This is a genomic window from Streptomyces genisteinicus, assembly GCF_014489615.1.
Taxonomy (GTDB): domain Bacteria; phylum Actinomycetota; class Actinomycetes; order Streptomycetales; family Streptomycetaceae; genus Streptomyces; species Streptomyces genisteinicus.
Genome location: NZ_CP060825.1, coordinates 6,746,779 through 6,772,764, shown reverse-complemented (window position 1 = coordinate 6,772,764; position 25,986 = coordinate 6,746,779). Strand labels below are relative to the sequence as shown.

The 25,986-nt window shown below is 75.0% G+C and carries 19 protein-coding genes; 13 read left to right on the top strand and 6 right to left on the bottom strand.

Annotation, left to right across the window (positions count from 1 at the left end):
- Positions 1-120: 120 nt before the first annotated feature.
- From IAG43_RS35045 to IAG43_RS34265, 3 genes are all read right to left on the bottom strand, one after another.
- A complete protein-coding gene (locus IAG43_RS35045; protein WP_187743635.1) occupies positions 121-3,459 on the bottom strand; it encodes an NACHT domain-containing protein in 3,339 nt (1,112 codons plus the stop codon).
- Positions 3,460-3,598: 139 nt separating this feature from the next.
- Positions 3,599-5,008, bottom strand: a complete 1,410-nt coding sequence (locus IAG43_RS29080; RefSeq protein ID WP_187743634.1) for an RICIN domain-containing protein — start codon at positions 5,006-5,008, stop codon at positions 3,599-3,601.
- Between the two features lie 148 nt (positions 5,009-5,156).
- Positions 5,157-8,141 (bottom strand): eCIS core domain-containing protein, encoded by a 2,985-nt coding sequence (locus IAG43_RS34265; protein ID WP_246574609.1) that lies wholly within the window; start codon positions 8,139-8,141, stop codon positions 5,157-5,159.
- A gap of 251 nt (positions 8,142-8,392) precedes the next feature.
- On the opposite strand from IAG43_RS34265, the gene IAG43_RS29070 reads away from it, so the two are divergent.
- The 12 genes from IAG43_RS29070 to IAG43_RS34695 all read left to right on the top strand — a co-directional run bounded on the left by IAG43_RS29070 (position 8,393) and on the right by IAG43_RS34695 (position 23,069).
- The gene (locus IAG43_RS29070; RefSeq protein WP_187743633.1) at positions 8,393-9,994 is read left to right on the top strand and encodes a phage tail sheath subtilisin-like domain-containing protein; all 1,602 of its coding nucleotides are present in this window, start codon (positions 8,393-8,395) and stop codon (positions 9,992-9,994) included.
- A 96-nt stretch (positions 9,995-10,090) separates the two neighbouring features.
- Positions 10,091-10,534: a phage tail protein gene (locus tag IAG43_RS29065; RefSeq protein WP_019326684.1), complete on the top strand. Its 444-nt coding sequence runs from the start codon at positions 10,091-10,093 to the stop codon at positions 10,532-10,534.
- Positions 10,534-11,052, top strand: coding sequence for a hypothetical protein (locus tag IAG43_RS29060; protein ID WP_187743632.1), 519 nt, complete (start codon positions 10,534-10,536; stop codon positions 11,050-11,052). The genes IAG43_RS29065 and IAG43_RS29060 overlap by 1 nt, the downstream gene beginning before the upstream one ends.
- Positions 11,049-11,207, top strand: a complete 159-nt coding sequence (locus IAG43_RS29055) for a DUF6760 family protein (RefSeq protein WP_187743631.1) — start codon at positions 11,049-11,051, stop codon at positions 11,205-11,207. Before IAG43_RS29060 ends, IAG43_RS29055 begins: the two co-directional genes overlap by 4 nt.
- Before the next feature lie 2,811 nt (positions 11,208-14,018).
- Positions 14,019-14,939: a hypothetical protein gene (locus IAG43_RS29050; protein ID WP_187743630.1), complete on the top strand. Its 921-nt coding sequence runs from the start codon at positions 14,019-14,021 to the stop codon at positions 14,937-14,939.
- 222 nt (positions 14,940-15,161) lie between these two features.
- Positions 15,162-15,584 (top strand): phage tail protein, encoded by a 423-nt coding sequence (locus IAG43_RS29045; RefSeq protein ID WP_187743629.1) that lies wholly within the window; start codon positions 15,162-15,164, stop codon positions 15,582-15,584.
- 37 nt (positions 15,585-15,621) lie between these two features.
- Entirely contained in the window at positions 15,622-16,344 is a 723-nt protein-coding gene (locus IAG43_RS29040; RefSeq protein ID WP_187743628.1) for a CIS tube protein, read from the top strand.
- On the top strand, positions 16,344-18,260 hold the full coding sequence (locus IAG43_RS29035; RefSeq protein WP_187743627.1) for a VgrG-related protein: 1,917 nt from the start codon (positions 16,344-16,346) through the stop codon (positions 18,258-18,260). Before IAG43_RS29040 ends, IAG43_RS29035 begins: the two co-directional genes overlap by 1 nt.
- A 60-nt stretch (positions 18,261-18,320) precedes the next feature.
- Positions 18,321-18,752 carry a GPW/gp25 family protein gene (locus IAG43_RS29030; protein WP_187743626.1) on the top strand — a complete coding sequence of 144 codons (432 nt, stop codon included), beginning with the start codon at positions 18,321-18,323 and terminating at the stop codon, positions 18,750-18,752.
- The gene (locus tag IAG43_RS29025) at positions 18,752-20,710 is read left to right on the top strand and encodes a putative baseplate assembly protein (RefSeq protein ID WP_187743625.1); all 1,959 of its coding nucleotides are present in this window, start codon (positions 18,752-18,754) and stop codon (positions 20,708-20,710) included. The genes IAG43_RS29030 and IAG43_RS29025 overlap by 1 nt, the downstream gene beginning before the upstream one ends.
- A gap of 59 nt (positions 20,711-20,769) precedes the next feature.
- Entirely contained in the window at positions 20,770-21,279 is a 510-nt protein-coding gene (locus tag IAG43_RS29020; protein WP_187744696.1) for a phage tail protein, read from the top strand.
- A complete protein-coding gene (locus IAG43_RS34695) occupies positions 21,276-23,069 on the top strand; it encodes an NADase-type glycan-binding domain-containing protein (RefSeq protein WP_246574608.1) in 1,794 nt (597 codons plus the stop codon). The genes IAG43_RS29020 and IAG43_RS34695 overlap by 4 nt, the downstream gene beginning before the upstream one ends.
- An 87-nt stretch (positions 23,070-23,156) precedes the next feature.
- Here IAG43_RS34695 and IAG43_RS29005 read toward each other — a convergent pair whose 3' ends face one another.
- Both IAG43_RS29005 and IAG43_RS29000 read right to left on the bottom strand, forming a co-directional pair.
- Positions 23,157-23,348, bottom strand: a complete 192-nt coding sequence (locus IAG43_RS29005) for a DUF397 domain-containing protein (RefSeq protein WP_187743624.1) — start codon at positions 23,346-23,348, stop codon at positions 23,157-23,159.
- The gene (locus IAG43_RS29000) at positions 23,345-24,235 is read right to left on the bottom strand and encodes a helix-turn-helix domain-containing protein (protein WP_187743623.1); all 891 of its coding nucleotides are present in this window, start codon (positions 24,233-24,235) and stop codon (positions 23,345-23,347) included. The genes IAG43_RS29005 and IAG43_RS29000 overlap by 4 nt, the downstream gene beginning before the upstream one ends.
- A gap of 168 nt (positions 24,236-24,403) precedes the next feature.
- Between IAG43_RS29000 and IAG43_RS28995 the strand changes: the two genes are divergently transcribed.
- The gene (locus tag IAG43_RS28995; RefSeq protein WP_187743622.1) at positions 24,404-24,868 is read left to right on the top strand and encodes an ATP-binding protein; all 465 of its coding nucleotides are present in this window, start codon (positions 24,404-24,406) and stop codon (positions 24,866-24,868) included.
- A 335-nt stretch (positions 24,869-25,203) separates the two neighbouring features.
- On the opposite strand, the gene IAG43_RS28990 is transcribed toward IAG43_RS28995, so the two are convergent.
- Positions 25,204-25,767 carry a M23 family metallopeptidase gene (locus tag IAG43_RS28990; RefSeq protein WP_187743621.1) on the bottom strand — a complete coding sequence of 188 codons (564 nt, stop codon included), beginning with the start codon at positions 25,765-25,767 and terminating at the stop codon, positions 25,204-25,206.
- Positions 25,768-25,986 lie beyond the last annotated feature (219 nt).

Below are 25,986 nucleotides of genomic sequence, written 5' to 3'. Positions count from 1 at the left end.
CCGGCCGGCGTCGGCCGTCCCGCCCGGACCGGGGCCGGCCGGAGGTCACGCGGGCGGCCGCCCGGGGTGGTTCCGGCCTCCGCCGGTCACCCCGGACCTGGAGGGCGGGATCCGGGCACGTCACCCGGCGGAGCCCGGCCCCGCGAACTCCCGGTGGGCGGCCGGGTACTGCCGGGCGAGCACGGCCTCGGCGCGCTCCCGCAGCAGGCCGGGGACCGACTCGCGGCGGTCGTGCAGGCACCTGGCGACGGCGCGGGCGTCGCCCTCCCACGGGTGCTCCCCGCCGACCTCGTGTGCGGCGGTCCAGACCGCGATCCCTTCCTCCGGGGTGTGGCGCAGCAGTACGGCGAGCGCCGCGGAGAGCGCGGCGGAGGGCCGCGGCGCGCCGAACACCCCGCGCTCGTCGATCATGTGCCGGGCGATCTCGGCGCCGGCGGGCGACGAGGCGTCCTCGCAGAGGCGGGTGAGGACGAAAGCGTACGTGCCGGCGTCGAGGCGGTGCCTGTCGCGCCGCAGCAGGTCGAGCACGAGCGGTGCGAAGTCGTCCGTGAGACCGGACCGCCGGAGCGCGGTGTCCACGGACCGGTAGAGCGCCGCGAGGTCCGCGTCCGCCATCCCCGAACGCGGCCCCAGCCACAGCCGCAGCAGGTCGTGCGCGAGGGAGGTGGCGGGCTCCCCGTCGCCTCCGCCCATCGCCAGGACGGCGGGGCCCAGGGCCGCGAAGACGGGGTCCATGGCGTGGCGGACCACCGTGTCGGCGGTGCCGCCGGACACGTCCATCTTGTGCCACAGCTCCGCCCAGTACGACCGCGCCCAGTGCGTCGACTCGGCGGGCACACGGAACAGCCAGCGGTTGTCGACCGGATCCGGGGGCGTCAGTTCCCCGGTGCGCGGGGCGATGTCCAGGTCCCGCACACCGTCCTCGCCGTAGGTGCGCCCGACCGTCATCGACAGGGCGAACTCCGTCCACTGGAACTCCGTGAACGACGAGCGCCACAGCAGCACGTGCCGGTGCCACACCCCCGCCGGGTCCCCCGCACCGGGGAAGAGCGCGGACGCGGTCGTGCCGCCGCCGAGCAGCAGCACGACGAGCACGAGGTTGGCGCCGTAGATCCCGTGCCGTGACGAGACCCGCAGGGGTCGCGGCCGGTATCCGGGGAACGGGTCGTCGGACCGCAGGGACTGCTCGTACAGCAGCCGGGTCAGCAGCTGCGCCAGCTGCCGCCGCTCGTCCGGGGGCAGCTGTGCGACGAGGGACGTGGCGAAGCGCAGCATCTGCCGGGACGAGAGCGGGGCGTAGGACAGCAGGGCGTACGCGAAGCCGTCGTTGACGGGGGTGTGGCCCAGGCTGACGGGCGACTGCTGGCCGCGCAGGCCGCGGAGCACGTGGAGCGCCAGTCGGACGGCCAGGTACTCGCCGAAGGTGGCGTGCAGGAACTCGTAGGTGGCGAGCTGCCGTTCGTCGCGCAGGGCCTGGGCCCGCTGGATGAAGAAGAAACGGCCCAGTGCCGTCTCGGAGGTGGCGAGCGCGCTGCGGAACGAGGTCGGGCGGGGTTCCGGTGCGAGGCGGAGGAGCGCCGCGAGGTCCTGGTCGAGCTCGTCGGCGGTGACCCACTGCCGCTGGCGGTTCAGCACGGCGAACGCCACCAGCGACAGGCGCTGCAGTTCGCGTTCGACGCGTTCGGCCTCGTCGGGGTGCGCGGCGGCGTCCCCGTCGTCCCGGGAGACCTCGCGCCGGGCGAACGACGTCAGCAGTTCCTCGTAGAGGTGGGCCTCGTCGAAGGGCCCCTCCCCTTCGCGCTGGAGGCCGTTGTCGGCCGCGTCGTAGAGGGCGAGCATGGTGAGCAGCAGGGGCTGGGCGGACAGGGCCGCGTGCCGGGCGAGCACGTCCGGGGGCAGGGGGCGCAGTCCGCGGGCAGCGAGCACGGGCGCGTTGGCCTCGTTCCACACCGCGAGCCATGCCTGCACCTGCTCCCGGCGGAAGGGCTCCAGGCGCAGGGCGACCATGCCCTCCGGGTGGCGGACCCGGTCGGCGACCGCGGTGCGGCTGGTCACCAGGGCCAGTACGGTGCGGCCCTGGTCCGCCTCGCGTTCCTGGAAGCGCGCCACCCGGGTGAGGAAGTCGTTGTGGTGGACGCCGGTCGTCTGGAGGAGTTCGTCGAAGCCGTCCAGCAGCAGCACCGGGACGAGGCCGCGGGAGGCGCGGACGAGTGACGGCCAGGACACGGCCTCCCCGGTCGCCGAGCGGATCGCCTGTTCGATCTGGTCCTGGAGTTCGCCGTCTGCGCGGACGTCCCGCAGCGGGACGCGGACGGGCAGGAAGCCGGCGGCCGGGAGCCGGGCGGCGAGGACACGGGTGAGGGCCGACTTGCCGGCTCCCGGCTGGCCCAGGACCAGCAGCGGTGTGCGGTGCACGCCGGGGGCGGTGAGTGCCCCGGCGAGGTAGGTGGTGAGGTCGCGGCGGACCGGGACGCGGTCCCACCACGCCTCGTCGGCGGGGTTGTCCTGCCCGGTCACCGCGCGTACCCGGAAGTCGGGGTCGAAGTACATCTCCGCCAGGGCGGGGACGCGCATGCCGGCCGGTGCGCGGGAGGCGTCGAGGACGGGCCGGCGCAGTCCCGCCCGGTGGCCGCGGGCCAGGGCCGCCGCCACGTCCACGGGCTGCGGCAGCGCCCCGGCCATCCCGGACAGCAGCGACTCGATGCCGTGCAGCGCCCGCCGGACCTGCCCGCGGGTGGCCTGGTGCTCGGTCTGCTCGGCCCAGAAGGCGAACTCGGGGACGTCCAGGGCGAGTCGGGCGTACAGCTCCCGGTACCGTCCGACCGCGCCGGCCGCGACCTCGGCACGCAGCAGACGGCCGGCGTCGCGGCGCTGTTCCTCGGAGAGGTCCTCTCCCACCCGGAGTCCGGCGACGAACCGGAGCAGTGCGTCGGCCAGTCCGCCGTACCAGTCGCGGAGGGCTGCGAGGGTCTCCTCGAACGGGAGATGGGGCATCGGACGGGGTGCGTCGACGCCTGTGAGCGCGCGGGCGAAGGCGGTGGGGCCGCCCGGCCCGTCCGTGTCGCCTCCCGCGAGCGCCACCTGTTCGGAGCGGGTGAGGGCGAGGTCTTCCAGTGCGAAGGGGAGTGCGGTCTCGCCGAGCACCTCGAACCAGGCCACCAGCACGATCACCGTGTGCGCGGCGAGCAGCAGTTCGCTGCGCCCGGCGCGGCTGTCGGCGCCGTTCAGCCGCTGCCGGGCGCCTCGGAGGGCGTCCCGGCCCAGTCCGATGACACGTCCCCGCCCGTCCGCCAGGTCCAGCAGTGTCCCGGCCGCCCCGCCCGTCGCGAGGTTCAGCGCCCCGCCCAGCGCGCGGTCCAAGGCCTGAACCGCCTGCGGGTCCTGCCCCAGCAGGGTCAGCGCGTCCCCGAACGACAGCTGCCTGCGCAACGACATGATCCCCCCGGTCGTCCGCGTCACGGGCACCACTCTGGCACGTCGGCGGCACACAGGGGGCCGGTTCGCGGAGCACGGTGCGCCGGGTGACCGCGACCGGGCGGGGAGGGGGGCCGGGGCGCCCCGGGGCGGCACGTTCACGGCAGGCCCGGCGCCCCCGGGCTCAGTCCTTCTTGGGGTGGATGATCTTCCACTCCTGGTCGTCGGTGTTGGTGCAGTCGGCGATGCGCAGCCGGGCGTTGATGCCGCCGTCGCTGCGGCCCTCCACGTCGAGGCACTTGTTGTTGCTGGCGTAGTTGCGGATCCAGTAGTCGCCGCTGTCCTGCTTCTGGACCCACCACAGCTGGTTGTCGGCCGTGGTGCCGTCGCAGTGGAACTCGGCGACCGGGGTCCCCACGGGCCGGGCGCCGTACTCGCCGAGGTCCATGCAGAACTTGTCCTTGACGTTGCGGATCTGGAAGAGCGCCGTGCCGCCGGGCCCCTGCTTCGGGTACTTGACCTCCAGGTCCCAGAGCTGGTTGTCCCCGTCGGTGCCGTCGCAGACGCTCTGCTGGACGGGCCCGTTGATCTGGCCCTTCTCGTGGCCCGGCAGTTCGGCGCAGAGGCGCGTGGTGGCGTTGCGCAGCAGCACGTTCTGGGCCGGCACCACCGGCGGCGGGCCGGCCGGCTTGGAGGGGCCTCCCCCTCCGCCGCCGCCGTCGCCCTCGGGCTTCTCGGTCTTCGGCGGGTCCGGTTCCTCGGAGGGCGAGGGCGGCGGGGGCGGCGGAGGGGACGGGGTGGGGCTCGGCGCGAGGGCCGCACCCGCCTCCCCGACCTGCTCGGTGGCCTCGGTGCGGACCTGCGGCTTGTAGGCGAACCAGATCATCACGAAGGCGATGAGGAGGGCCAGGAGCAGTCCGAGGAGGGTCGCCAGCCACCCGGGCAGGAACCCGCGCTGGACGTACGTCCCCTCCACCTCCGTCGTCTCGGCCCCGGACCTGCGGACCGCGAGGGTGTAGGGCCGGTCCTCCTTCGAGCCGAACCAGGTGATCTGCCGCGGCTTCAGCGTCGCGTCGACGAACGCGGCCCGGCCGGGCTCGATCTGGACGTTCCCGGGGCTGATCCGGTACGAGAGGTGGTCGCCGTTGTCGCTGCCGGAGACGGACGCGGTCACCTTGGTGTTGCCGAGGTTGTCGACCGCCAGTTTGGGACGTCCCCGGAAGCGGCCCTTCACCGTCGGAGGGACCAGTTCCGCCCGCACTTCGGCGAACGGTGTGATCGTCAGGTTGCCTTCGGGAACCGTCACCGCGTCCGGATGCTCCGTCGGCGTGATGCGCACGGCGTACGGGTTCGGCCCCGCGGTGGCGTCGGGCGTCCGCGGTGGCGCGAACGTCAGCTCGACGGTCCCGGTGGTGCCCGGGTACAGCCGCAGCGTGTGCGGTTCGACGGTCGTCCAGGGCGCCACGTCCCCGACGGGCTCGAACCGGTACTCGTCCACCACGTCACCGGTGTTGCGCACCCGAAGCCGCACCCGCGCGCTGCGGCCGGGGTCCACGGTGACGGACGAGGGTTCCAGAGAAGTCCAAAGGCTCACTCCTGGCACGGTAGCCACGCGATCTCCCGCGGACAGGAGTCACGAGGGCAGACCTGGTTGCCCCGGCGTACCCGCCCGCACGGCGTCGCGGGCGGGTGTGCCGGGGCGTGCGGGCGGGTGTGCCGGGGCGTGCGGCCGGGTGCGCGGGTCAGCCGTCGCTCATCTCGACGTCCGAGTCGCGGTCCGGGAGCGGGACCATGCGGAACGTGTCCGGGTCCCGCCAGTACAACTGGCCGCTGCGGTCGTCCCGGTAGAGGGTCTGCCCGAGGTGGGTGACGAGGGTGTAGCCGGAGAGGGCGGGGTGGGTGAAGCTGCCCGACGGACCGGCCTGGGAGGAGGAGCCGGAGGCGGCGGCGCCCTGCTGCGGGTGGGCCGGCAGGGTCCGTGTGTAGCCCGAGGCCGCCGGCGCCTCGTACGTGTGGTCCATCGCCCCGCCGTCGTCGTACCCCTCGTACTCCTGGTAGTCCTCGTACCCCTGGTACTGCTCGTACCCCTGGTGCTGCTCGTAGTCCATCGCGTCGCCGCCGCCCTGGTACTCCGAGGCGGTGTCGTCGGCGACCGTCGAGGCGTCGTCGGCGACCGTCGCCGTCTCCGTCTCCGCGGCGACGGAGGCGGTGTCCGACTCGGTGTCGGGGTGGGTGGTCTGCTCGGGCTGCCGCTCCGCCACGAACCGCCTCAGGGTGCGTTCCGCGATGTGGATGCGGCGGCTCATCGAGGACACGGTGTACTTGGTGCTGAGGTCGGTCACGAGCTTCGCGAGCGCCGGCGACATCTGGGCGGGCTTGAGGTTGCCGGGCTTCGACTTGGCGTCCTCCACCTTCCACTTGTCGTAGAAGCCGCTCTGCTTGCGCTCGGACCGCATCAGGGAGTGGATCTGGTCCCAGCCGCGGGACTTGCGCTTCATCTCCTTCGGCGCGGGCCCCCGGCCCTCCTTCGGCGCCTGGGGCTTCGGCTTCGCCGCGTACTTGCCCCGCTCGGGCCTGCGCGTGACCGGGTCGCCCGCCTTGCGGTTGTCCCGGCGCTCGTGCCCGGTGGTGCCCTTGACGGAGCGGGTCACCGAGGCGTGGACGGCGTCGCCGCTGCGCTCGTGCTCCACCTCGCCGATGATCTCGACGAGCTCGGCCCGGCTCGCCCCCTTCTCCGTCTCCCACCTGCGGAACACGGTGGCGCGCTCGTCGGGTGTGCCGTGGAGCCACGTGTCCTGGATCCCGGCCCAGTGCTCGGGCCCGATGACGCGGGCGGCCCGGAGCCGCGACTGCCCCTTGGCCCGCTCGTCGATCCTGACGCCCTTGCCCACCTTCGTGCCGCCGGTGCCGCTCGCGGCATCGACGTCCAGTGCCCGCGTGTAGGAGGTGAAGCGCTTCCGCCCGTACTCGTCGACGTCCGCCTCGACGTCGCTGGTCGACGGGGAGCGGTAGTTGCGGCGTGCGGCCCGGCCGGCGGGCTCGATCGTCTCGGGGCCGTGGTTGTCGAAGGCGTGCTCGGGCGGGTTCGTGCGGGAGAGGGCCGGGGTGCTCGGCAGCTCCCGGGCGAGCCGCAGCATCGTCTCGCGGAACGCCGGGTCGCGCACCACGTGCTCCTGGTGCCGGTACAGGTTCTCCAGCGACTCGAAGTAGTAGAAGCCCGGGTTGGGGTCGTAGTCCATGGTGGAGAAGCCGACGACGTTGCGGTAGTAGTCGAGCGCGGCGGTGCAGCACAGGCAGCCGCGGTAGCGGCCCATCACGGCGTGCGGGGAGCCCTTCGCCTCCTCGGGGGTGATCCCCGAGGAGCGCAGGGCCAGCAGCAGCTTCTGCTCCGCGTGCATCAGCTTCTTCTCGGCCGCGACGCGCACGAAGAAGATCGCGCCCTCGTACTGCCGGTCCGTCAGGAAGGTGTGCATCCGGGGGTCGGTCACGTCGACCACCGTCACCGGTTTGCCGTGCCGCTTGTGCAGGGCTCGGGCGGTCGCGTCGTCGCGCTGTCCGGCGAGTGCCGCCTGTGTCTTCACGTCCGCCCGGTTCACCCGGCCGACGTACTCGTCGCCGTCGGAGGTGGGCAGCCCGGTGCGGCGGCCGGCGTCGCTCTGGTGCGTGGACACCAGCGACGGGTAGGTGTCCGCGCTGCCGTCGGTCTCGTAGGGCGTCAGCAGGTCCATCGACTCGTTGAAGTTGGACGCGAAGAGCAGCCGGTTGTTGATCAGCATGCCCTGGACCTCGCGCTCGTTGACCTCCGTCCGCCCGGTCGCCTCCCGCCGGGCCTGGACGGCGTCGTAGACCAGGAACGTCTGGTGCGAGAGGGTCTGCGAGGTCCGGTCGTCCGCCATGGACCTCGCGTAGCGCATCCGCACCTCCTCGGGCGCGGCCCCCTGCCGGCCGCCCCCGTAGGCGTGGTCCCACTCCTGCTTGACCTCCTCGTCGAGGCCCAGGGCGATCTGACGGGCGGACTTCTCCTTCGCCTTGCCCTTGTCGACGCCCTTGCCCTTGTCCTTGCCGCCCGCACGCTGCACGGGCGCGCCCGGGTCTCCGGCCGCGCCGGCGGCCGGCGGCATCCGGCCGGCGACGGACGGGGCGGTCGGCACTCCCGCCTCGAAGGCGGCGCCGTCCTCGACGGCGGACACCTCCGAGCCCTGGCGCGGATCGGTGACGGGGACGCCCGCGCCGTTGTCGGTGCCGGTCTCGCGGACCCCGCGGAGGTTCTTGTCGAGGTGGCTGGCCTCGTGGGCGAGGACCTCGGTGTCACCGACGGCGTCCGGGCCGAGGAAGATGTGGCTGCCGACGGTCATGGCCCGCGCGCCGAGCGCGGCGGTCGCCCGCTGTGCCGTGGGGTTGTCGTGGACGCGGCCCGCCGACAGGCCCTCGTTGCGGTAGAAGGACTTCGCCCGGTCGAGGAAGGCGCCGGGCAGGGGGCGGCTCGGTGTGGACATGGCCGCGCCGAGGAGGTCGCGCTGCCCTTCGGGGCTGGTGTCCTCGGTGCTCCCGTGGCCGCAGCCCGGTCCGTGGCTGTGCCGTTCCGCCTCGACGGCACGGGCCACGGCCGCGTTCCCTGCGGTCCGCTGGAGGGCGAGCATCCGCTGGACGGGGGCGGCCGGCGCCGCGGGGCGGGGAGCCGGCTGCTTCTCTTCGGACGGCCGCTTCCCCGTTCCGTGGTCCCGCACGACACTCCCTCCACCACCGGACACCGACGCCCCAGCAGTACCGCCCCGGCGCGCATGGCGGCAGGGCCGCGGGGGCAGCATCGGGGGCAGACGCCCCGGCGGGCGGGGCCCGTGCGGTCGCCGTCTGCCCCAAGGGGCACGGCCGGGGGCAACACGACTGCCCCCGTACCGGCACCGGGGGACGTTTCGGGGGCGCGACGCGCGCGCGAGGGTTGGGGACGTCTTGTCTCGCACCCCGAGGAGAGCAGAGCATGCCGTCGTACCTGTCGCCCGGCGTCTACGTCGAGGAGGTTGCCAGCGGCTCGCGCCCCATCGAGGGGGTGGGCACGTCGGTGGCCGCCTTCGTCGGCCTCGCTCCGACCGGGCCGCTGAACGAGCCCACGCTGGTGACCAACTGGACGCAGTACGTCGCGGCCTTCGGCGACTTCACCGACGGCTACTACCTCGCCCACTCGGTGTACGGGTTCTTCAACAACGGCGGCTCGGCGGCGTACGTCGTCCGGGTCGGCGGCTCCGCGGCGGACGGCGCCGTCGACGGACAGCCGGCCGGGCAGGCCGCTGTGGCGGGCGGCGCCTCCCCGGCCGCCCTGCCCGCGGCCGAGCCCCGGCAGCTGGGCACGTTCGCCGTGGCGGCGACGGGCGAGGGCCGCGGCGCGCTGTCCGTCGAGATCGCCGACGCCGAGGGCGAGGGCCCGGCGGAGCGCTTCAAGCTGATCGTCAAGGACGGCGACAAGCCGGTCGAGACCTTCGACGTGACGGCGAAGAAGGGCAGCCGCGCCTATGTCGTCACACAGGTCAAGGAGCGCTCCAAGCTCATCACCGTGACGGAGGCCGCCCCCTCCGCCCAGCTGGCGCGGCCGGAGAACCAGACCCTGGCGCTGCCGGCACCGCCCGCCGCCCCTGCGGACGCCGCGGCGCCCACCGAGCGGAGCGGGGCCGCGCACCCCGGCCCGGGCCAGTACCTCGGCGACTCCGCCGACCGCACGGGCTTCGGCGGCCTGGAGGCCGTCGACGAGATCTCCATGGTCGCGGTGCCCGACCTGATGGCCGCCTACCAGCGCGGCGTGATCGACCTGGAGGCCGTGAAGGCCGTGCAGCTCGGCCTGATCGCCCACTGCGAGCTGATGGGCGACCGCGTCGCGATCATCGACCCGCCGCCCGGCCTCAACGCCCGCGACATCCGTGTCTGGCGCCAGGAGACGGCGGGCTACGACTCCAAGTACGCGGCCCTGTACTACCCCTGGATCAAGTCCTTCGATCCGGCGACCGGCCAGACCCGCATGGTCCCGCCGAGCGGTCACGTCGCCGGCATCTGGGCCCGCAACGACACCGAGCGCGGTGTGCACAAGGCCCCGGCCAACGAGGTCGTCCGCGGCGCGGTCGACCTGGAACTCCAGATCACCCGCGGCGAGCAGGACCTGCTCAACCCGATCGGCGTCAACTGCATCCGCGCCTTCCCCGGCCGCGGCATCCGCGTCTGGGGAGCCCGCACCCTCTCCTCCGACCCGGCCTGGCGCTACCTGAACATCCGCCGGTACTTCAACTACCTGGAGGAGTCGATCCTGATCGGCACCCAGTGGGTGGTCTTCGAGCCGAACGACCACAACCTCTGGGCCCGCATCCGCCGGAACATCTCGGCGTTCCTCGTCAACGAGTGGCGCAGCGGCGCCCTGTTCGGGCAGAGCCCCGAACAGGCCTACTACGTCAAGTGCGACGAGGAGACCAACCCGCCGGAGTCGGTCGACCTCGGCCGGGTCATCTGCGAGATCGGCATCGCCCCGGTCAAGCCGGCCGAGTTCGTGATCTTCCGGCTGGCCCAGTTCTCCAGCGGCAACGGGGAGCTGGAGGAGTAGTGAGGCGCGGGGCGCGGAGCGTCCCTCGCGCCGCGCCCTCCCCCGCCACCCCGTGCCCCTCCCCCCGCCCCACGTCTTCAGAAGGACAGCGAACACATGAGTCTCCAGCCGGGTGACGCCCTCACGTCACACAACTTCGGCCTCCAGATCGACGGAGTGATGGTCGAGTACCTCGCCGAGGTCAGCGGCCTCACCCTCGAACAGGACGTCATCACCTACCAGCAGAACAGCGCCCAGGGCCGGGCGGAAGTGGCGCTGCTGCCGGGTGTGCAGAAGAACGGCCAGTGCACCGTCGTCCGCGGCATGACGCAGTCGGCGTCGTTCACGCAGTGGATCAACGACTCGATCCGCGGGCAGATGAGCACCGCCCGCAAGAACGCCTCCATCATCATGATGGACTTCCAGGACAACCCGGTGAAGCGCTACAACCTGCGCAACGCCTGGTGCAGCAAGATCGACACCAGCACGGTGAAGGCCGGCGAGGCCGCGGCCCTGACCGAGACCGTGACCATCGTGTTCGAAGAACTGGTCATCGAGTAATGCGGCGTTCGGCTGCCAAGTCCCCGGCCGCCGCGGCATCCCCGATCGCGGCGGCGGGGGCGGACTTCCCCCGGACCGCTTCCGCCGCCGCTTCCTCCGCCGACCGGGCGCCCGACGCGGCGCACGCCGACGTGCTGCCCCGCCAGTCGCTCCAGACCGAGTTCGCCTTCGAGCTGCCGCGCGGATACGTCGACGACTCCGGCACCGTGCACCGCGACGGGGTGATGCGCCTGTCGACGGCACGGGACGAACTCGTCCCGCTGCGGGACGTGCGGGTGCAGGAGAACCCGGCCTACCTGTCGGTGGTGCTCCTCGGCCGGGTCATCACCCGCCTGGGCACGCTGACGATGGTGCACGACGGCATCGTGGAGAACATGTTCGCGTCCGACCTGGCGTTCCTCCAGGACTTCTACCGGCAGATCAACGCGGAGGGCCACACCCGCGCGGCCGTGCGGTGCCCGCACTGCTCGGAGCCGTTCGAGGTGGAGCTCGGCGGGAGCCGCCTGGGGGAATCGTGACGTACGCGACCGACCGGCTGCACGAGGAGATCGCGTACGTCGCCTACCACTTCCACTGGGGCCTGGACGCGATCCTCGACCTGGAGCACCAGGACCGGCGCCGGTACACCGAGCAGATCGCGTCCCTCGTGACGCGCGGCGCGACGGAGGGCTGAACGGTGGCATTCCTGGACCGGTTCCGCGGGCGGCGGTCCGGCGGGGCGGTGGAACCGACCGGTTCCACCGCCCCGCCGGACTCCCCGGGCGGTACGGACGACCTGCTCCCCGGCGGGGACGGCACGTCCTCCGCCGGGGACGGCGCCTCCTCCCGCGGCGGGGTGGCGACGGCGTCCGCGGCCTGGACCGGCCTGGCGCCGATCCGGCGCACGACGGGTGACGGTCCCACGGGCGTCGCGGACGCCGCGTTCGGCGGGCGGCTGCCGACCTGGCAGAACCCGTCGTTCAGCCGGGCGCCGTCCCCGGCGGTCCTCGGCCCCTCCTCGGGGCTGCTCCCCGGCGCGCTCGGCGATTCGGCCACGCTCGCCGGCCCCGCGGGGCCGGTCACGGGCCTCGAACGCCGCGCGCCCCGGCTCCAGTCGGCCGCGCCGGGCGGCGGGCCGGCCGTGCAGCGGATGCCGGTGGCGCCGCTCCGCGCCCTGCCGACGTCGACGCCCGGCGCGTCCGGCGCGTCCGGCGCCGGGGCCCCTGCCGTGCGCGCGGGCGCACGAACTGCCGTTTCGGCGCCGGCTGTTCCGACGCCTGGCGTTTCGGCGCCGGTCGTTTCGACGCCCGTCGTGCAGCGCTCGCGTGCGGCGGGGGCCGACGCGCCGCCCTCGTCCGCGGCCACGGCGCGGTCGTCGGGCGGCGGCGTACGGGTGACTCCCGCCTCCGCCGTTCCGCGCCGCGTCCACCGTCCTCTGGTCGACGCCCCGGCCGTGCCCGCCGCCGTGCAGCGGCGGGCGCTGCCCGCCGCCCGTCCTGCGAGCGGCCCCGCCCGTCCGCAGGACACCCCGCGGACGGCGCCGGCCGCATCGGCCGACGGCGACCCGGCGGAGCCGGTCGCCGGGCGGCACGGTGCCGTTCCGCCGGAGCGGCGGGACGCGGGGGCGGAGGGCGTCCCGGGAGTTCCTGGCGTCCGGCCGGAGCCGCGGACAGCGGTCTCGGGCGGCGGGGTCCCGCCCGTGCAGCGGGCCGAGGCAGCCCGCGGAGTCCCGCCGGTACGGCGCGCGGAGACGGCCGGAGCCCCGCGGGTGCCGCAGGCGGAGACGGCCGGCAGCCTTGCGCCGGTACAGCGCGCCGCGGCCGGCGAGAGCCGGACGGCAGGCGGCGACGCGGCCGCTCCCCCGTCAGGCCCCGGCACCACACCCGGCCCGAAGCCTGCCGCGGGCACCGGTGATCGTCCCGCCGCCCGGTCCGGGCAGGGCGGCGCGGCCCGCACGGCTTCCGCGGGCAGGCGTACCGCGCTCGGCGCGCCCGTGCGGGGCGGCGTCCCGGCGTCCCCGGCACCCGCACCTGACGTCCGGGCACCGGGCGGCACGCCGCCCGCGCCCCCTTCGGCGCCCCGCGGCGCCTCGTCCGCGTCCGCCACCGGCGGCACCGTGCAGCGCGCCGCGTCCGGGAACGGCGCCGGAACAGCGGCGGCCCCCGCCACCGGGGCCCAGCCCCCGCAGTCGAGCGCCGCGCACAACTCCGTCGCCCCGAGCAGCGGTTCACCGGACCTGCCGGGAGCTGCGTCCCCCGTCCAGCGGTCCGCGTCCGGCACCGGGCCCTCCCCCGCCGGGTCCTCCGGCACCCGCCCGGCGCACCGCGCGACACCCGGCTCCGGTGCGGCGCACGGCGACCGTGCGTCCTTCGGCGACGCCCGCACCGGGTCGCCCCGGTCCGGGACGGCCACCCCCGGCGCCCACGGGGCGGGGCCGCGGACACCGGGGCCCCGCACCGGAGCGCCGGAGGCGGGAGGACCGGTACCGCCCTCCGGACCTTCCGACGCCCCGGCCGGCCGGGGGACGCCGCAGCAGCCCGGCACGAGCGGCGTACGGGTGCAGCGTGCCGTCCCCGGCACCGGGTCGCCCGAGCCGCGTCCGACGGGCGACGCGCCCGCGCCCCGTACCGCCGCGCCGGAATCCGGCCCCCCGGTACGGAGCACCCCGCCCGGCCCGCCCGCGCCCGCTGCCGACCGCCGCTCCCCCGCGGCCGGCCCCGGTTCCGGCGCCACGGCCCGTGGTGCGGACCCGGCATCGGCACCACGGGCGGTGCAACGCGCCACACCCGAGGGCCCGGCCCGCTCCTCCACCGCCCCGGGCGGGAACCCCTCCGCGGCGCTGCCCGGCCGCCCGGCCACCCGGCCCGGCGCCAACGCCCCGCAGGGCGACCGCTCCTCCGGCCTCCCGGCCGCAGCCGGCAGCACCGCCCCGCAGGCGACCCCGGCGTCGGCACCGCCTCCCGTGCAGCGCGCCACCCCGCGCCCGGGCGCCTCGGTCTCGCCCACCGCCACGCCGTCGCCCCGCCCCGCCTCCGGCGCCGCACCCACGTCCGGGCCCGCCACGCCGCACGCCGTGCGCCCGCTCGACCCGACGGCCCCGGGATCACGTCCCGTCGCCTCCCCTCGGCCCTCCCCGGTGAGCGGCCCCGGAGCCCCGGCCGCCGCCCCGCCCGGTGGTGACGCCTCCGGCACCGGACCGTCCCCGTCGGGCCCGGGCGCGGCACCGGTCCAGCGCTCCGCCGAACGGTCCTCGGCGCCCGCCTCTCCCCCGCCCGCGCGGCGGGACGCACCCGCCGGACCCGCCCCGGTCCCGCTCGCTCCTGCGCGCCCGAGCGGCAAGGACGCCGGGCGGCCCCCGGCCCCCGTGTCCGGCTCCGGCTCCGGCTCCGGCTCCGGCTCCGGGGACAATGGGCGGACCCCACGGCCCACCGCCGTGCCCGTACGGCCCGTCACAGCGGCGGTGCAACGCAGTTCGCTCCCTCCGCGCCCCGGTCTCGGGGCCCCCGTGTCCGGCCCCGCGCCCGAGCGGCCCGCCGACCGGACGGCTCCCGCGCCCACCCGCCAGGCCCCGCCGCTCGGCGCCCCCGTGCCCGCACCCGGCACGGGCGGAGCGCACCGCAGGCCCCACACCCCCGCCGGGCCCGCGCCGTCGGCCGGACCCCGGCCCGGCACCGCCCCCGCCGGGCACCCGGTCCAGCGGGCCGTGACACCGCCCGTCCAGCGGGCCGCCACGCCCGCCGTACCACCGCTCCCCGCGGCGGCACCGTCCCCGGACGCCCTGCCCGTCACCCCGTCGACGCCCCCGGCCTCCTCGGCGGCCCCACCGCCACCGGCCGCGCCCCGTACCGTCGCCGCCCCGGTGCAGCGGGCCACCCCGGCACGGGCGGTCCCGCTGCGCTCGCCCTCGGCCGCCGGACCGGCCGGGGCCGCCGCGGGCAGCCCGCTCCCGGTCGCCCCGCTCGACCCGCCCGCGCGTGCGGAGCCGCTGACGCTCCCTCAGGCAGGGGGGCCAGGGCCGTCATCGGGCACGGCGTCCCCTCTCCCGGTCCAGCGCCTGCCCGGTTTCTCCTCGGGCCGGACGGTGGGTGCGCTCGCCGCGGCCACGTCCGCCGCCGTGGCCACCTCGCTGGAGCGCTTCCGCACGCCGCCCAGGGCGCCGGCCCCGCCGGCCGACCCGCCGCCTCCGTACGAGCCGCCCGCGGCTCCGGCCACCGGCGGCGACCGTCCGCTGCCCCGGGCGGCGGCGCAGCCGGACCCGCCGCCGTACACCGCGGTGCCCGCCGGCGGGTTCGACCCGCGCGAGCTCACCGACTTCCAGCTCGACGAGCTCGTCCACCGGATCGTCGGCCGGGTCACCCGCCTCGTGCGCACCGAACTGCGCATGGACCGGGAGCGGATCGGCAGACTCCGCGACCCCCGCGGCTGACCTGCCCGGCGGACCGCGCCGTCCCCTCCGGACGACCGGCACACGGCCCCCACCGCACCCGTGCGACCTGCCCGGCCCGCCCCCGGCACCGCACACAGCACCGCACGTCACCACAACGCCGTACCGCAACACCACGCACCACAGCACCACGCACCACCCCGACGCCACAGCACCACGCACCGCCGCACCACCCCGGCAGAACGACAGAAAGGCCCCTCCCCGATGCCCCGCCAGGATCCCGGGTCCACCATCTGGTTCGCCCTCACCATCGACGGCGAGAGCCTCGGCCGCTTCAACGGCTGCGACGGCCTGTCGTCCCAGGTGGAGGTCGAACACCGGCAGGAGGGGGGCAACAACGGATTCGTGTGGCAGCTCCCCACCCGCGTCACCTTCTCCACGATCCGGCTCACCCGCCCGCTCACCCCGGACACGGCCAAGGTCGCCAAGTGGATCTCGTCCGTGCAGACGGGGATCAAGCGCCCCACCGCCCAGATCTCCGCGCTGCGCGCGGACGGCTCGCTGGTCGCCCGCTGGGGGCTGATCGACGTCCTGCCCGTCAGCTGGCAGGGACCCACCCTCGACCCCGCGAGCCCTGCCGTGGCCACCGAGGTCCTGGAGATCGCCCACCACGGATTCACCGACTGACGGCGCGGCGGCGAAGAGCGGACGGAGAGGAACACCCATGGCCAAGAGCAGCAGGGGCGCCGGCAAGAGCCTGGTGCGCGCCACGCTGGCGATCCACGAGCCTCCGGTCGGCACGAGCACCACGCCCGGGGCGCTGATGCGGACGTTCGGCTTCGAGTTCAACCCGGCGCAGTTGGCCCTGAGCCAGCGCGCGCAGTGGAAGGCGACGCCGACCATGGCCGTGCGGGACGGCTCGAAGCCGGAGTTCATGGGCGCGGAGCCGCGTGAGATGACGCTGGAGGTGTTCCTCGACTCGTCCACCGCGCCGACCGGCAACACTGTGCTGAAGAAGGTCGAGTCGCTGCTGGGCTGCTGCGAGGTGACCGCGAAGAGCATCGCCGCCGACCAGCCGTCGCCGCCGTGGGTGGTCTTCGAGTGGGGGTCGTTCTCGACGGCCCGGTTCACCGCGTACGTGGCGTCCGTCGACGCGTCGTACACCCTGTTCGGCACCACCGGCGTGCCCATCCGGGCCACCTGCCAGCTGCGGCTCGTGGAGATCCCCGGCAAGACCAAGGGCCAGAACCCGACGTCCGGCGCGCTCACCGCGCAGCGGGTGCACCGGGTCGTGGCGGGCGACTCGCTCCAGTCGCTGGCCTGGCGGGAGTACGGCACGGCCACCGTGTGGCGGGCGATCGCCGAGATCAACGGCATCGACGACCCGTCCCGGCTGGCGGCCGGCACCGAGCTGGTGCTGCCCGCCCCCGAGGAGGTGACCCGCTGATGGTGCAGCCCGCGTTCTCCAGCATCATGCAGGTGCGGATCGGCGGGGCGAAGCTGCCCGACGACATCGCGCCGCTGCTCACCGAGGGGTGGGTCGACCAGGGCGTCGGCGTGCCCGCGGCGTTCCGGCTGACCTTCCGCGACCCGTACCGGCTGGTGCTGGGCAAACTGGGCGTCACCTTCGGCACCCGGGTGGTGCTCACCCCGGTCGCCGACGGCCAGGGAGTGGGCAATCCCCTGCTGACGGGCGAGGTCACCGCTCTGGAGGCCGACTACGACGGCACCGGCAGCTTCACCGTGGTACGCGGCTACGACCTCGGTCACCGGATGATGCGCCGCCGCCGGGTGGCCGCCTACCGCAACCAGAAGGCGTCGGACATCGCCCGCAAGCTCGCCGGACAGGACGGCGTGCCGATCGGCCGCATCCAGCCGACGAAGGGCACCTACGGCTTCATCAGCCAGGCCAACGTCACCGACTGGGACTTCCTGTCACGGCTCGCCGACGAGAACAACATGGTCATGTCCCTGGACGCCAAGGGGAAGTTCCGGTTCGTCACGCCGAAGCCGTCGGCCGGGGCGCCGTCGCCCGCGACGGAGGGCGACCAGAGCGCGTTCGTGCTCCAGGCGGGCCACGACGTGCTGCGGCTGCGGGCCGCCGTCACCGCTGCCGACCAGGTCGGCACGGTCGAGTCGCGCGGCTGGAACGTCACCACCAAGAAGAAGATCGTCGAGACGGCGCCCGCGGCCACCGACCCCGGCATCTCGATCGGCCTCACCCCGGGCACGGCCGCGGGGGTCTTCGGGCCCGCCCCGCTCGTCGGCACCGCCACCCCCTACGACCGGCAGGACGAGGTCCGGCACGCCGCGCAGGCGCTCGCCGCCGACGTCACCTCCTCGTTCGCGGAGCTGGAGGTCGCGGTGTACGGCAACCCCCAGCTGCGGCCGGGGGTGCCCGTGGCGCTCAAGGACGTGGGCAGGCCGTTCGAGGGCAAGTACACGGTCACCTCGGTGCGCCACGTCTTCGGCGACGGCCGCCACTACGAGTCCTGGATCACGGTCAGCGGACGCCAGTGGCGCTCCCTGTACGGGCTGGCGTCGGGCGGTGGCGGCACGGACGCCGCGAGCGCCGCCCGGCTGCCCGGCGTCGCCAACGCCGTCGTCACCGATGTGCAGGACCCGCTGAAGCAGGGCAGGGTCAAGCTCCAGTTCCCCTGGCTGGACAACACCTACGTCAGCGACTGGGCGCGCAGCGTGCAGTGGGGCGGTGTCGGAGGCGGGGGCGTGTTCCCCATGGACGTCGGCGACGAGGTGCTGGTCGCCTTCGACCGGGGCGCGCTGGACCACCCGTTCGTCATCGGCGGGCTCTACAACGGGCGGGACGTGCCGAGCAGGGTCGACGACGTGCCCCTGCACGACGGCCTGAAGCGCAAGGCGGCCCGGCACACGCTCTCCGACCGGCAGGCAAACCGGGTCGACCTGCTCAGCCAGCGGACCGGCGGCCGCAAGCAGGGCGTCCGGATCGCCAGCGGCGACGACCGGCTGACGATCAACCTGGACCGCACGAAGACCGAGATCACCATCGACAGCAAGGGTGCCGTCAGCATCACGGGCAGCCGTTCGGTCAGCATCGAGGCGGGCACCGATCTGGAGCTCAGCGCGAGGCGCCGGCTCACCATCAAGAGCGGCGGGCTCCTCGACATCCAGGGCCGGGGTCTCGTCAACGTCAAGTCGCTGACCGGCGCGGTCACCGTGGACGCGATGGGCGCGCTCAACCTGAAGGCGGTGGGCGCCACCATGATCTCGTCCGGCGGCTCGGTGCAGGTCAACTCGATCGCGAACGTGGGCATCCGGGCCGTCCGGGTCGACCTCCAGGGCCTCGTCTTCGTCAACACCGTGAAGTACCCCCTCCCCGCATGACCGGACGACCGCACCGGCGCCGGGCGCCGCGGGCGGCGAGAGAAGACAGGTGACGTATCGATGGCCGAACAGTTCGTCGGCTCCGGCTGGGCCTTCCCGCTGCGCATCGGGCCCACCGGCGGCATCGCGCTGGTCAGCGGCGAGCGCGAGGTCGAGGAGGCCATCCGGCTCGTACTGGCCACCGCGCCCGGAGAGCGGCCGATGCGCCCGGAGTTCGGCTGCGCCATCCACGACCTGGTCTTCGCCCCCGTCAACGAGCAGACCGCGGGCCGCATCCAGCACGAGGTGCACGTCAGCCTGGACCGCTGGGAGCCGCGCATCGAGGTGCACGACGTGGAGGTCTCCGCCGGGGCGGAGCAGAGCGTCCTCTACATCGACGTCCGCTACTCCATCCGCGGCACCAACAACCCGCGCAGTCTCGTCTTCCCGTTCTACGTCATCCCCTCCCACCACGAGCCGGGCGATCCGGGCTCCTCGGAAAGCGACCACTGATGGCCCTGCCCTCACCCAACCTCGACGACCGCCGCTTCCAGCAGTTCGTCGACGACGCCAAGCGCTACATCCAGCAGCGCGCCCCGGAGTGGACGGACCACAACGTCTCCGACCCCGGCGTGACCCTCGTCGAGACGGTCGCGCACATGGCGGACCAGATCGTCTACCGGCTCAACCGGGTCCCGGAGAAGAACCACCTCGCCTTCCTCGACCTGGTGGGGATCACCCTCTTCCCGCCGTCCGCCGCCCGGACCGACGTCACGTTCTGGCTGTCGGCGCCGCAGGAGGACACCATTCTCGTCCCGGCCGGCACCGAGGTCGCCACGCTGCGCACCGAGCGGGAGGAGGCCGTCGTCTTCGCGACCGAGGCCGATCTGGCGGTCGTGCCGTGCGCACTCGGCCATGTGGTGGTGCAGCACCGCGGTCTGGCCGTCACCGACCGCACCACGGAACTCGCCGAGGGCAAGGACGTGCTGTGCTTCGCCGAGGCCCCCTCGCCCGGTGACTGCATGCTCATCGGGCTCACCGCCGCCGCCCCGCACTGCGCGCTCGCCCTGGAGCTCGACAGCCGCGTCGACGGTGTCGGCGTCGACCCCCGCCAGCCGCCGCTCGTGTGGGAGGCGTGGACCGAGGACGGCTGGCAGCCCTGCGAGGTGGACCGGGACGGCACCGGCGGTCTCAACCGCCCCGGGGACATCGTGCTGCACCTGCCCGGCGGCCACGTCCTCTCGCGCAACGGGGGCCACGAGGCGGGCTGGATACGCTGCCGGGTCACCGAGCCGCTGTCCGGCCAGCCCTTCTACACCACCTCGCCCAGCATCCGCTCCGCCGAGGCGTACACCATCGGCGGCACCACCCGCGCCGTGCACGCCGAGACCGTCCACGACGAGGCCCTGGGCGAGGCGACCGGCCTGCCGGGACAGCGCCTGAGGCTCGAACACGCCCCCGTCGTCGCGGACGATCCGCCGCTGCTGCTCCAGACCGCCGACGGCGACGGCTGGCAGGACTGGGACGTCGTCGCGCACTTCGCGGCCTCCCGTCCCGGCGACCGCCATGTCACGCTGGACGCCGCCACCGGGGAGATCGCCTTCGGTCCCGCCCTGCGCGAGGCGGACGGCAGCCTGCGGCAGTACGGCGCGGTCGCCCCCAAGGGCGCCGTGGTGCGAGCCCACCGCTACCGCACCGGCGGCGGACGCTCCGGCAACGTGGCCCGCGGTGCGGTGCAGGTGCTGCGCACCTCCGTCCCGTACGTCTCCGAGGTCGTCAACCGGGAGGCGGCGCGCGGCGGTGTCGACGGCGAGACCGTCGAGGAGGCGAAGCTGCGCGCACCGGTCACCCTGCGCGCCCAGGACCGCGCCGTCACCCTGCGCGACTACGAGGAACTCGCCCGCCGCGCCGCCCCGGAGACCGCCCGCATCACCTGTCTCCAGGGCGACGAGAGCGAGCACGGGGCCTACGCGGTCCGGGTCCTGGTCGTCCCGCAGGCGGTCCCCGACCCCGGCGGACGGCTCCGCTTCGAGCAACTCGTGCCGGGAGACGCCCTGTTGTCGCGCATCACCCGCCATCTCGACGAACGCCGGCTGATCGGCACCCGGCTGGCCGTCGGCCCCCCGTACTACCAGGGGGTCACCGTGGTGGCCACGGTGCACGCGTTCCGCGGCGTCGACACCGACCGGGTGCGCCGCCGGGCCCACGACGCCCTCTACCGCCACCTCGACCCGCTCACCGGCGGCGCCGACGGGGAGGGCTGGCCCTTCGGGCGTCCCGTCCAGGCGGGTGAGGTGTTCGCGGTGCTCCAGCGCGTGCCGGGTGTCGAACTCGTCGACGAGGTCGTCCTGCACCCCGCCGACCCGCTCACCGGCAAACGCGGCGACCCGACCGACCGCATCGACCTCCGGCCGCCGTCGCTGGTCTTCTCGTTCGACCACCGCGTCCGCGTGATCGGGGACGGCGGGTGACGGGCGCCTCGCGCCGGGGCTCCGTCGACGGCCTCGGCTCCTCGCTCCCGCTGGGCACGATGCTCCCGGCCGTCTTCGCCGACGACGACCTCGCCCAGCGCTTCGTCGGCGGGCTCGACGACGTCATCGCCCCGCTGCTGAACGTGCTGGACTGCCTGGACGCCTACTTCGACCCGGCCCTGGCCCCGGCCGACTTCACCGGCTGGCTGGGCACCTGGGTCGGCGCGGAGACCGACGGGACGGAGCCGGAGGCCCGGCTGCGGGCGGCCGTCGCGGCCGCCGCGGGACTGCACCGGGTGCGCGGGACCCGCCACGGTCTCGCGGAGGCGGTGCGGCTGGCGTTCGGGGTCGAGCCCGTCATCAGCGAGAGCGGCGGCGCCGACTGGAACGCCCGCCCGCTGGGCCCGTTCCCGGGCGAGCCGCGTCCGCGTCTGCACGTCACCGTCCGCCTGCCCGAGCCGACCCCGGCCGACACCCACCGCCTCGACCGCCTCGTCGCCGCGGCCCGCCCCGCCCACATGCCCTACTCGGTCGAAGTGACCGCAGCCGAAAGGACCCCGGAGAGATGACCACGCAGAACTGCGCCGAGTGCGGAACGCGCGCGGAACCGGGCCAGTCCTTCTGCGACGCGTGCGGCGCCGTACTCCGCTGGGACCAGTCGGGCCGGCGGCCCGCACACCCCGCGCCGACCGCCCCCGCGCCGGCCCCGGGCCCTGCCCCGGGCCCGGCTTCCGCGCCGGAGCCGCAGGCGGAGCCCCCGTCCCAGGCGCGCCCGGAGCAGCAGCCGCAGGGAGCCGGAACCGGCCGCCCGGACGACGGCACCGACCGTCCGGCCGTGCCGGCCGGTGCGCCCGCCGGGCTGATGGACTCGGCGCGGGCCGCCCGCGCGGCACGCGCCGCCCGCGCCGCCGGCCTGGCCGGGGCCGCGCCGCGTCCGGCCCCGTCCGGAGGCGCCGGGTCGGCCGTTCCGGACAGCCCCGCTGCGGGCAGCCCCGGCACGGGTCCCGCCCCGCACGGCGCCGGCCCCGTGACGGCCGAACCGCCGCGGGGGGACGCGGGCACCCTGGACGGCGCCGGCACCCCGCCGCACGCCGCGGCCACCACCCGTCAGGACGACACCGCACGCTCCGACGACGCCCACCGGGGAGCCGGCACCGCACACCCCGGCGACGCCCGGCAGGCCGGCGCCGCCTCCTCCTGGCACGCCGGCCCCCGTCCGGACGACACCGCCCGGAGCAACGGCCCCGGGCAGGACGGCGACACCGACCGGCGGGACGACGTCAGCGGCTGGACGGGCGAGCCCCGACGGGCCGACGCCACCTCCTGGCAGGTCGGCCCCCGGCAGGGCGACACACCGCACCGCGGCGGCGGGACTCCCGACGCACCGTCCGAAGCCGACGACGACACCGCGCCCCTGCCGGGAGCCCAGGGGCCGCACGCCGCCCCCGGCGACACGATGTCCGACCGGGCCCGGTCCCTCCTGGTGCCCGTGGCGGACCCGGAGGCCCCGGAACCCGCCCCGGTGCCCACGGCCGCCCCCGTCCTGCCGGGGCGGCCCGACGCCGACCGGCCCGCCGTACGCGCCCCCGGGCACGTGCCGGGCGTCATCGGCGGACCGCCCTGCCCGTGGTGCTCGACCCCGAACCGCACCGACCGCCACTACTGCGCGCGCTGCGCCATGCCGCTCGCCGAATCGCCCGACACCGCACCGCTGCGGGCCCCGTGGTGGCGCCGCGTCTTCGGCGGCCGTCACCGCGAGACGCCATGGGCCGGCGACCGCCCCCGGCTGCGCCGGGTGTTCGACCGCATCGGCACCTGGATCACCCTCGCCGTCGTGATCACCTTGGTGGTCCTCGGGTTCGTCTACATCCCCGACGGCGTCCAGGCGTCCCGGGACCACTTCGCCAAGCGCGCCCCCGTGGCCCCGGACCTGATCACCGCATCGCGCTCGTACCCCGGCCACAAGCCGGTGCTCGCCTTCGACAAGCGCAGCGACACATGGTGGGGTCCGGGCGTCTCGCAGTCCGGGCAGGGCGAGTGGATCGAGGCGACGTTCACCGAGCCGACCCGGCTGCTGGACCTGATCATCACACCCGGCGTCTCCGCACGGGCCGACAAGATCGGCGAATCCGCGCTGCCGCACCGCGTCACGGCGACGATCACCGGCAGGGACGGGACGACGACCACCCGCAAGCTCACCCTCGACCAGGGCGCGGGCGGCCAGCGGCGCCCGTTCCGGGTCGGCGAGGTCACCAAGGTCCGCTTCACCGTCGAGTCGTCCCACGCGGCCTCCGCCGACAAGCAGGTCGCCATCGCGGAGATCGAGTTCTTCGGCCGGTCGAGCGCCACCCGCTCCTGACCCGCCCCGGCACCACGCGACGCGCTCCGGCCCCGCAAGGGACCGGAGCGCGTCCGTCATCACCAGGGCCCCCGAGCGCGAGGCGGCTCAGCGCTCCGCGGCGAACCTCACGAACGGCCCCCAGGACGCCCGCCCCACGGCGAACGCCGGACGACTCACATCCTTGGAATCCCGCACAAGCACACCCTGCTCGGCAACCGCGACCTCCACACAGTCATCCCCCTGGGTACCGCTGTAGCTGGACGTGAACCAGGCGAGTTCCGTCGTTCCGCTGCTCATAGCTCTCCTCGCAGTCGCTCCAGCAGGACCCGCGATTCCTTGGGGTTCAGGGCCTGCGAGCGCAGTGTGTCATAGCGCTGGTGGAGGAGACTCACCTCTTTCGGGTCGGAGATCAGCCGCCCGTTCTGCTGTCCCTCCGAGTAGCCGAGGCGCTGGCTCCTCGGGCTTTCCAGCAGTCGCACCGGACCATCCAGACAGGCATGGAACTCGATGTCGACCGGCATGATCTGGAGCGTCACATGGCGGGGTGCGGTCAGCGCCAGCACATGCTCGTACAGCCCTCGCATGACCTCCGTGCCGCCGAGCCGCCGCCGGAACACATGCTCCTCGACGATGAAGCTGAAGGGAACGTCGGTCCGCTCACGCAGCAGCTTCTGGCGGTCGAGCCGCGCGACGAGCTGGGCCTCCACCCCCTCGTCGGAGAGCAAGGGGATGCTGTTGTCGAACACCGCCCGCGCGTACGCCTCCGACTGCAACAGCCCCGGCACCAGGCGGCATTCGTACGTGCACAGGCTCACCGCCTCCCGTTCCAGCCGGGCCCACCGGCGGAACCAGGCGGCGAGGCCCGCCTCGCCCCGGCTGAGGTGGCGTGACGCCCTGCGCAGCGCGCCGGTGTTGCCGAGTGCCTCCTCGGCGCGCTCGACGAACGCCTCGTCGGGCATGCGGCGGCCCAGCTCCACGGATTCGACGGTGTGCCGGGAGTACTGCACGCGGGCGCTCAAGTCTCCCCGGCTGAGGCCCGCGTGCTCCCGCAGGGCCTGGACGACGGCGCCGAACGTGCGCAGACTGTCGGACGGCGAGGGCTCACGCTCCCCGTCGCCCGGCTCGCCGGTCCCGGCCGCCCGCGCCCTCACGCCCGCGGTCGCTCCCCCGTCGACGTCGCGCATCCGCCGCCCCTCTCCGTTCCGCACCCCGGCGACCCTCGCGCCGCGCGTGCTCACCACGCAGCGTGACGGACCGGCGACCGTACCGTCCACTCTCCGTCCCCGTACGCTGACTCCCCGTACGGAGCCGGATGCTTTCACGCACCTGTTTCCGGCCGCCACGCTGGTCCCATGAACCACCCCGCCCTCCCCGTGAACGCCCCGGCGCACGCCCGGGAAGCCGCCTTCACCCAGCTGCTGTCGCCCACCCGCCGGGGCGCCCGGCTCGCCCGGCTCCTCGCCGTGACTCAACTGCGCGCCTGGAGCGCCCCGCTGGACCTCACGGAGCGTGCCGAACTCGTCGTCGCGGAACTCTCCGCCAACGCCGTCCTCCACGGCCTCGTGCCCGGCCGCTGCTTCCGCCTGTCGCTCGCCTGGGACCCACGGGCCGGCCGTCTGCTGGTCGAGGTCACCGACGCCCGCGGGGACCGGTTCCCCCGCGTCCTCACACCGGCCGGCCCCACTTCCGGCCCCCTCACCCCCGGCGGGCTCGGCATGACCCTCGTCGCGGCGCTCGCCGACCGCTGGGAGTGCGTCCCCTGCCCGCCGGGCGGCAAGACGGTCCGAGCCGTGCTGACGGTCCGGAGCGACGTCTGACGACGCATCGGATCAGGGCCTCCACCGGTCTGGACCTGACCGAAAGGGATCGTACGCACCTCTCGGTGCATGCCGCTGCCGTCCACCGGATCGCGCCGGTCGGCGGACGGCGGACGGCGGACGGCGGACGGCGGACGGCGGACGGCACATCGGATTCCGGCGCCGCGTCGGTCGCCACCGCCCGGCGGGCCCGTCCGCCGGGCGGTGGCGCCGCCGACAGCTCCCGCCGACGGCTGCGGGCGACGGCTGCGGGCGACGGCTGCCGCGTCGGCCCCGCGACCTCTACCGGTGGCTCACCGGGCGGCGCGCGGGGCGGCGGAGCCCGCGAACCCGGTTCAGCACCGGTTGGTGCTCTTCTGGTACCGCACGGTGAAGTCGGGGTAGCTGAGGCCCTGGAGGGTGGCGACGACCACCGAGCCGTTGTGGATCTGCTCGTAGTGCAGGTGCGGGGAGAACTCGGAGGTGGCGGAGGACGCGCCCACCCGGCCTATCAGCTGGCCGACGGACACCTTGTCGCCCGCCGCCACCTCCCGGTCGTAGAGGTGGGCGTACCGGGTCTGCCAGCCGTCGCCGTGCCCGATCACGATGGTGTGCCCGTAGCCGTTGGTGGTGGAGTAGTACGAGGAGAGGACCGTGCCGCCGGCGCTCGCGAACACCCGGCGCTTGAAGTCGTCCGGGGTGCCGTTGGCGTCGTAGTGGTTCCAGTCGATCGAGTGCGCCGGGCTGTGTCCGTTCCAGTTGCTGCCCCGCCAGGTCTGGTTGCAGTCGAACGGCAGCTTGAAGGCGGGCCGGGCCAGCGGTCCGACCGCCTGCGGCGCCGCGACGGCGGTCGGCGCCGTCACGGCGGCGGCGACGACCGCGGCCGCCGTCGCGACGAGTCGACGGAAACGTCTCTGCATGATCTTCCCTTCGGGTCGGTGACCCGATGATTCAAGGGGGCGGTCATGCGTGGCGGACAGGGTCCCCGTCGGCCAATTCCTCGGTCGGGGCCACCTTGCACCGTCTCGCCCCGGCCGACCCGACGGCGCCCCGGCCGACCCGACGGCGCCCCGCCGCGCCGCGCATAGCTCCGCCCCGCCTGAGGCGTCATCACGGGAGTCCGCACGGCCGACGCCGTG

Bases quoted from the DNA above. Each gene is read 5' to 3' on its own strand.
- IAG43_RS29070 (WP_187743633.1), top strand. From the start codon at position 8,393: ATGCCGTCGTACCTGTCGCCCGGCGTCTACGTCGAGGAGGTTGCCAGC.
- IAG43_RS29065 (WP_019326684.1), top strand. From the start codon at position 10,091: ATGAGTCTCCAGCCGGGTGACGCCCTCACGTCACACAACTTCGGCCTC.
- IAG43_RS29060 (WP_187743632.1), top strand. From the start codon at position 10,534: ATGCGGCGTTCGGCTGCCAAGTCCCCGGCCGCCGCGGCATCCCCGATC.
- IAG43_RS29045 (WP_187743629.1), top strand. From the start codon at position 15,162: ATGCCCCGCCAGGATCCCGGGTCCACCATCTGGTTCGCCCTCACCATC.
- IAG43_RS29040 (WP_187743628.1), top strand. From the start codon at position 15,622: ATGGCCAAGAGCAGCAGGGGCGCCGGCAAGAGCCTGGTGCGCGCCACG.
- IAG43_RS29035 (WP_187743627.1), top strand. From the start codon at position 16,344: ATGGTGCAGCCCGCGTTCTCCAGCATCATGCAGGTGCGGATCGGCGGG.
- IAG43_RS29030 (WP_187743626.1), top strand. From the start codon at position 18,321: ATGGCCGAACAGTTCGTCGGCTCCGGCTGGGCCTTCCCGCTGCGCATC.
- IAG43_RS29025 (WP_187743625.1), top strand. From the start codon at position 18,752: ATGGCCCTGCCCTCACCCAACCTCGACGACCGCCGCTTCCAGCAGTTC.
- IAG43_RS29020 (WP_187744696.1), top strand. From the start codon at position 20,770: ATGCTCCCGGCCGTCTTCGCCGACGACGACCTCGCCCAGCGCTTCGTC.
- IAG43_RS34695 (WP_246574608.1), top strand. From the start codon at position 21,276: ATGACCACGCAGAACTGCGCCGAGTGCGGAACGCGCGCGGAACCGGGC.
- IAG43_RS29005 (WP_187743624.1), bottom strand. From the start codon at position 23,348: ATGAGCAGCGGAACGACGGAACTCGCCTGGTTCACGTCCAGCTACAGC.
- IAG43_RS29000 (WP_187743623.1), bottom strand. From the start codon at position 24,235: ATGCGCGACGTCGACGGGGGAGCGACCGCGGGCGTGAGGGCGCGGGCG.
- IAG43_RS28995 (WP_187743622.1), top strand. From the start codon at position 24,404: ATGAACCACCCCGCCCTCCCCGTGAACGCCCCGGCGCACGCCCGGGAA.
- IAG43_RS28990 (WP_187743621.1), bottom strand. From the start codon at position 25,767: ATGCAGAGACGTTTCCGTCGACTCGTCGCGACGGCGGCCGCGGTCGTC.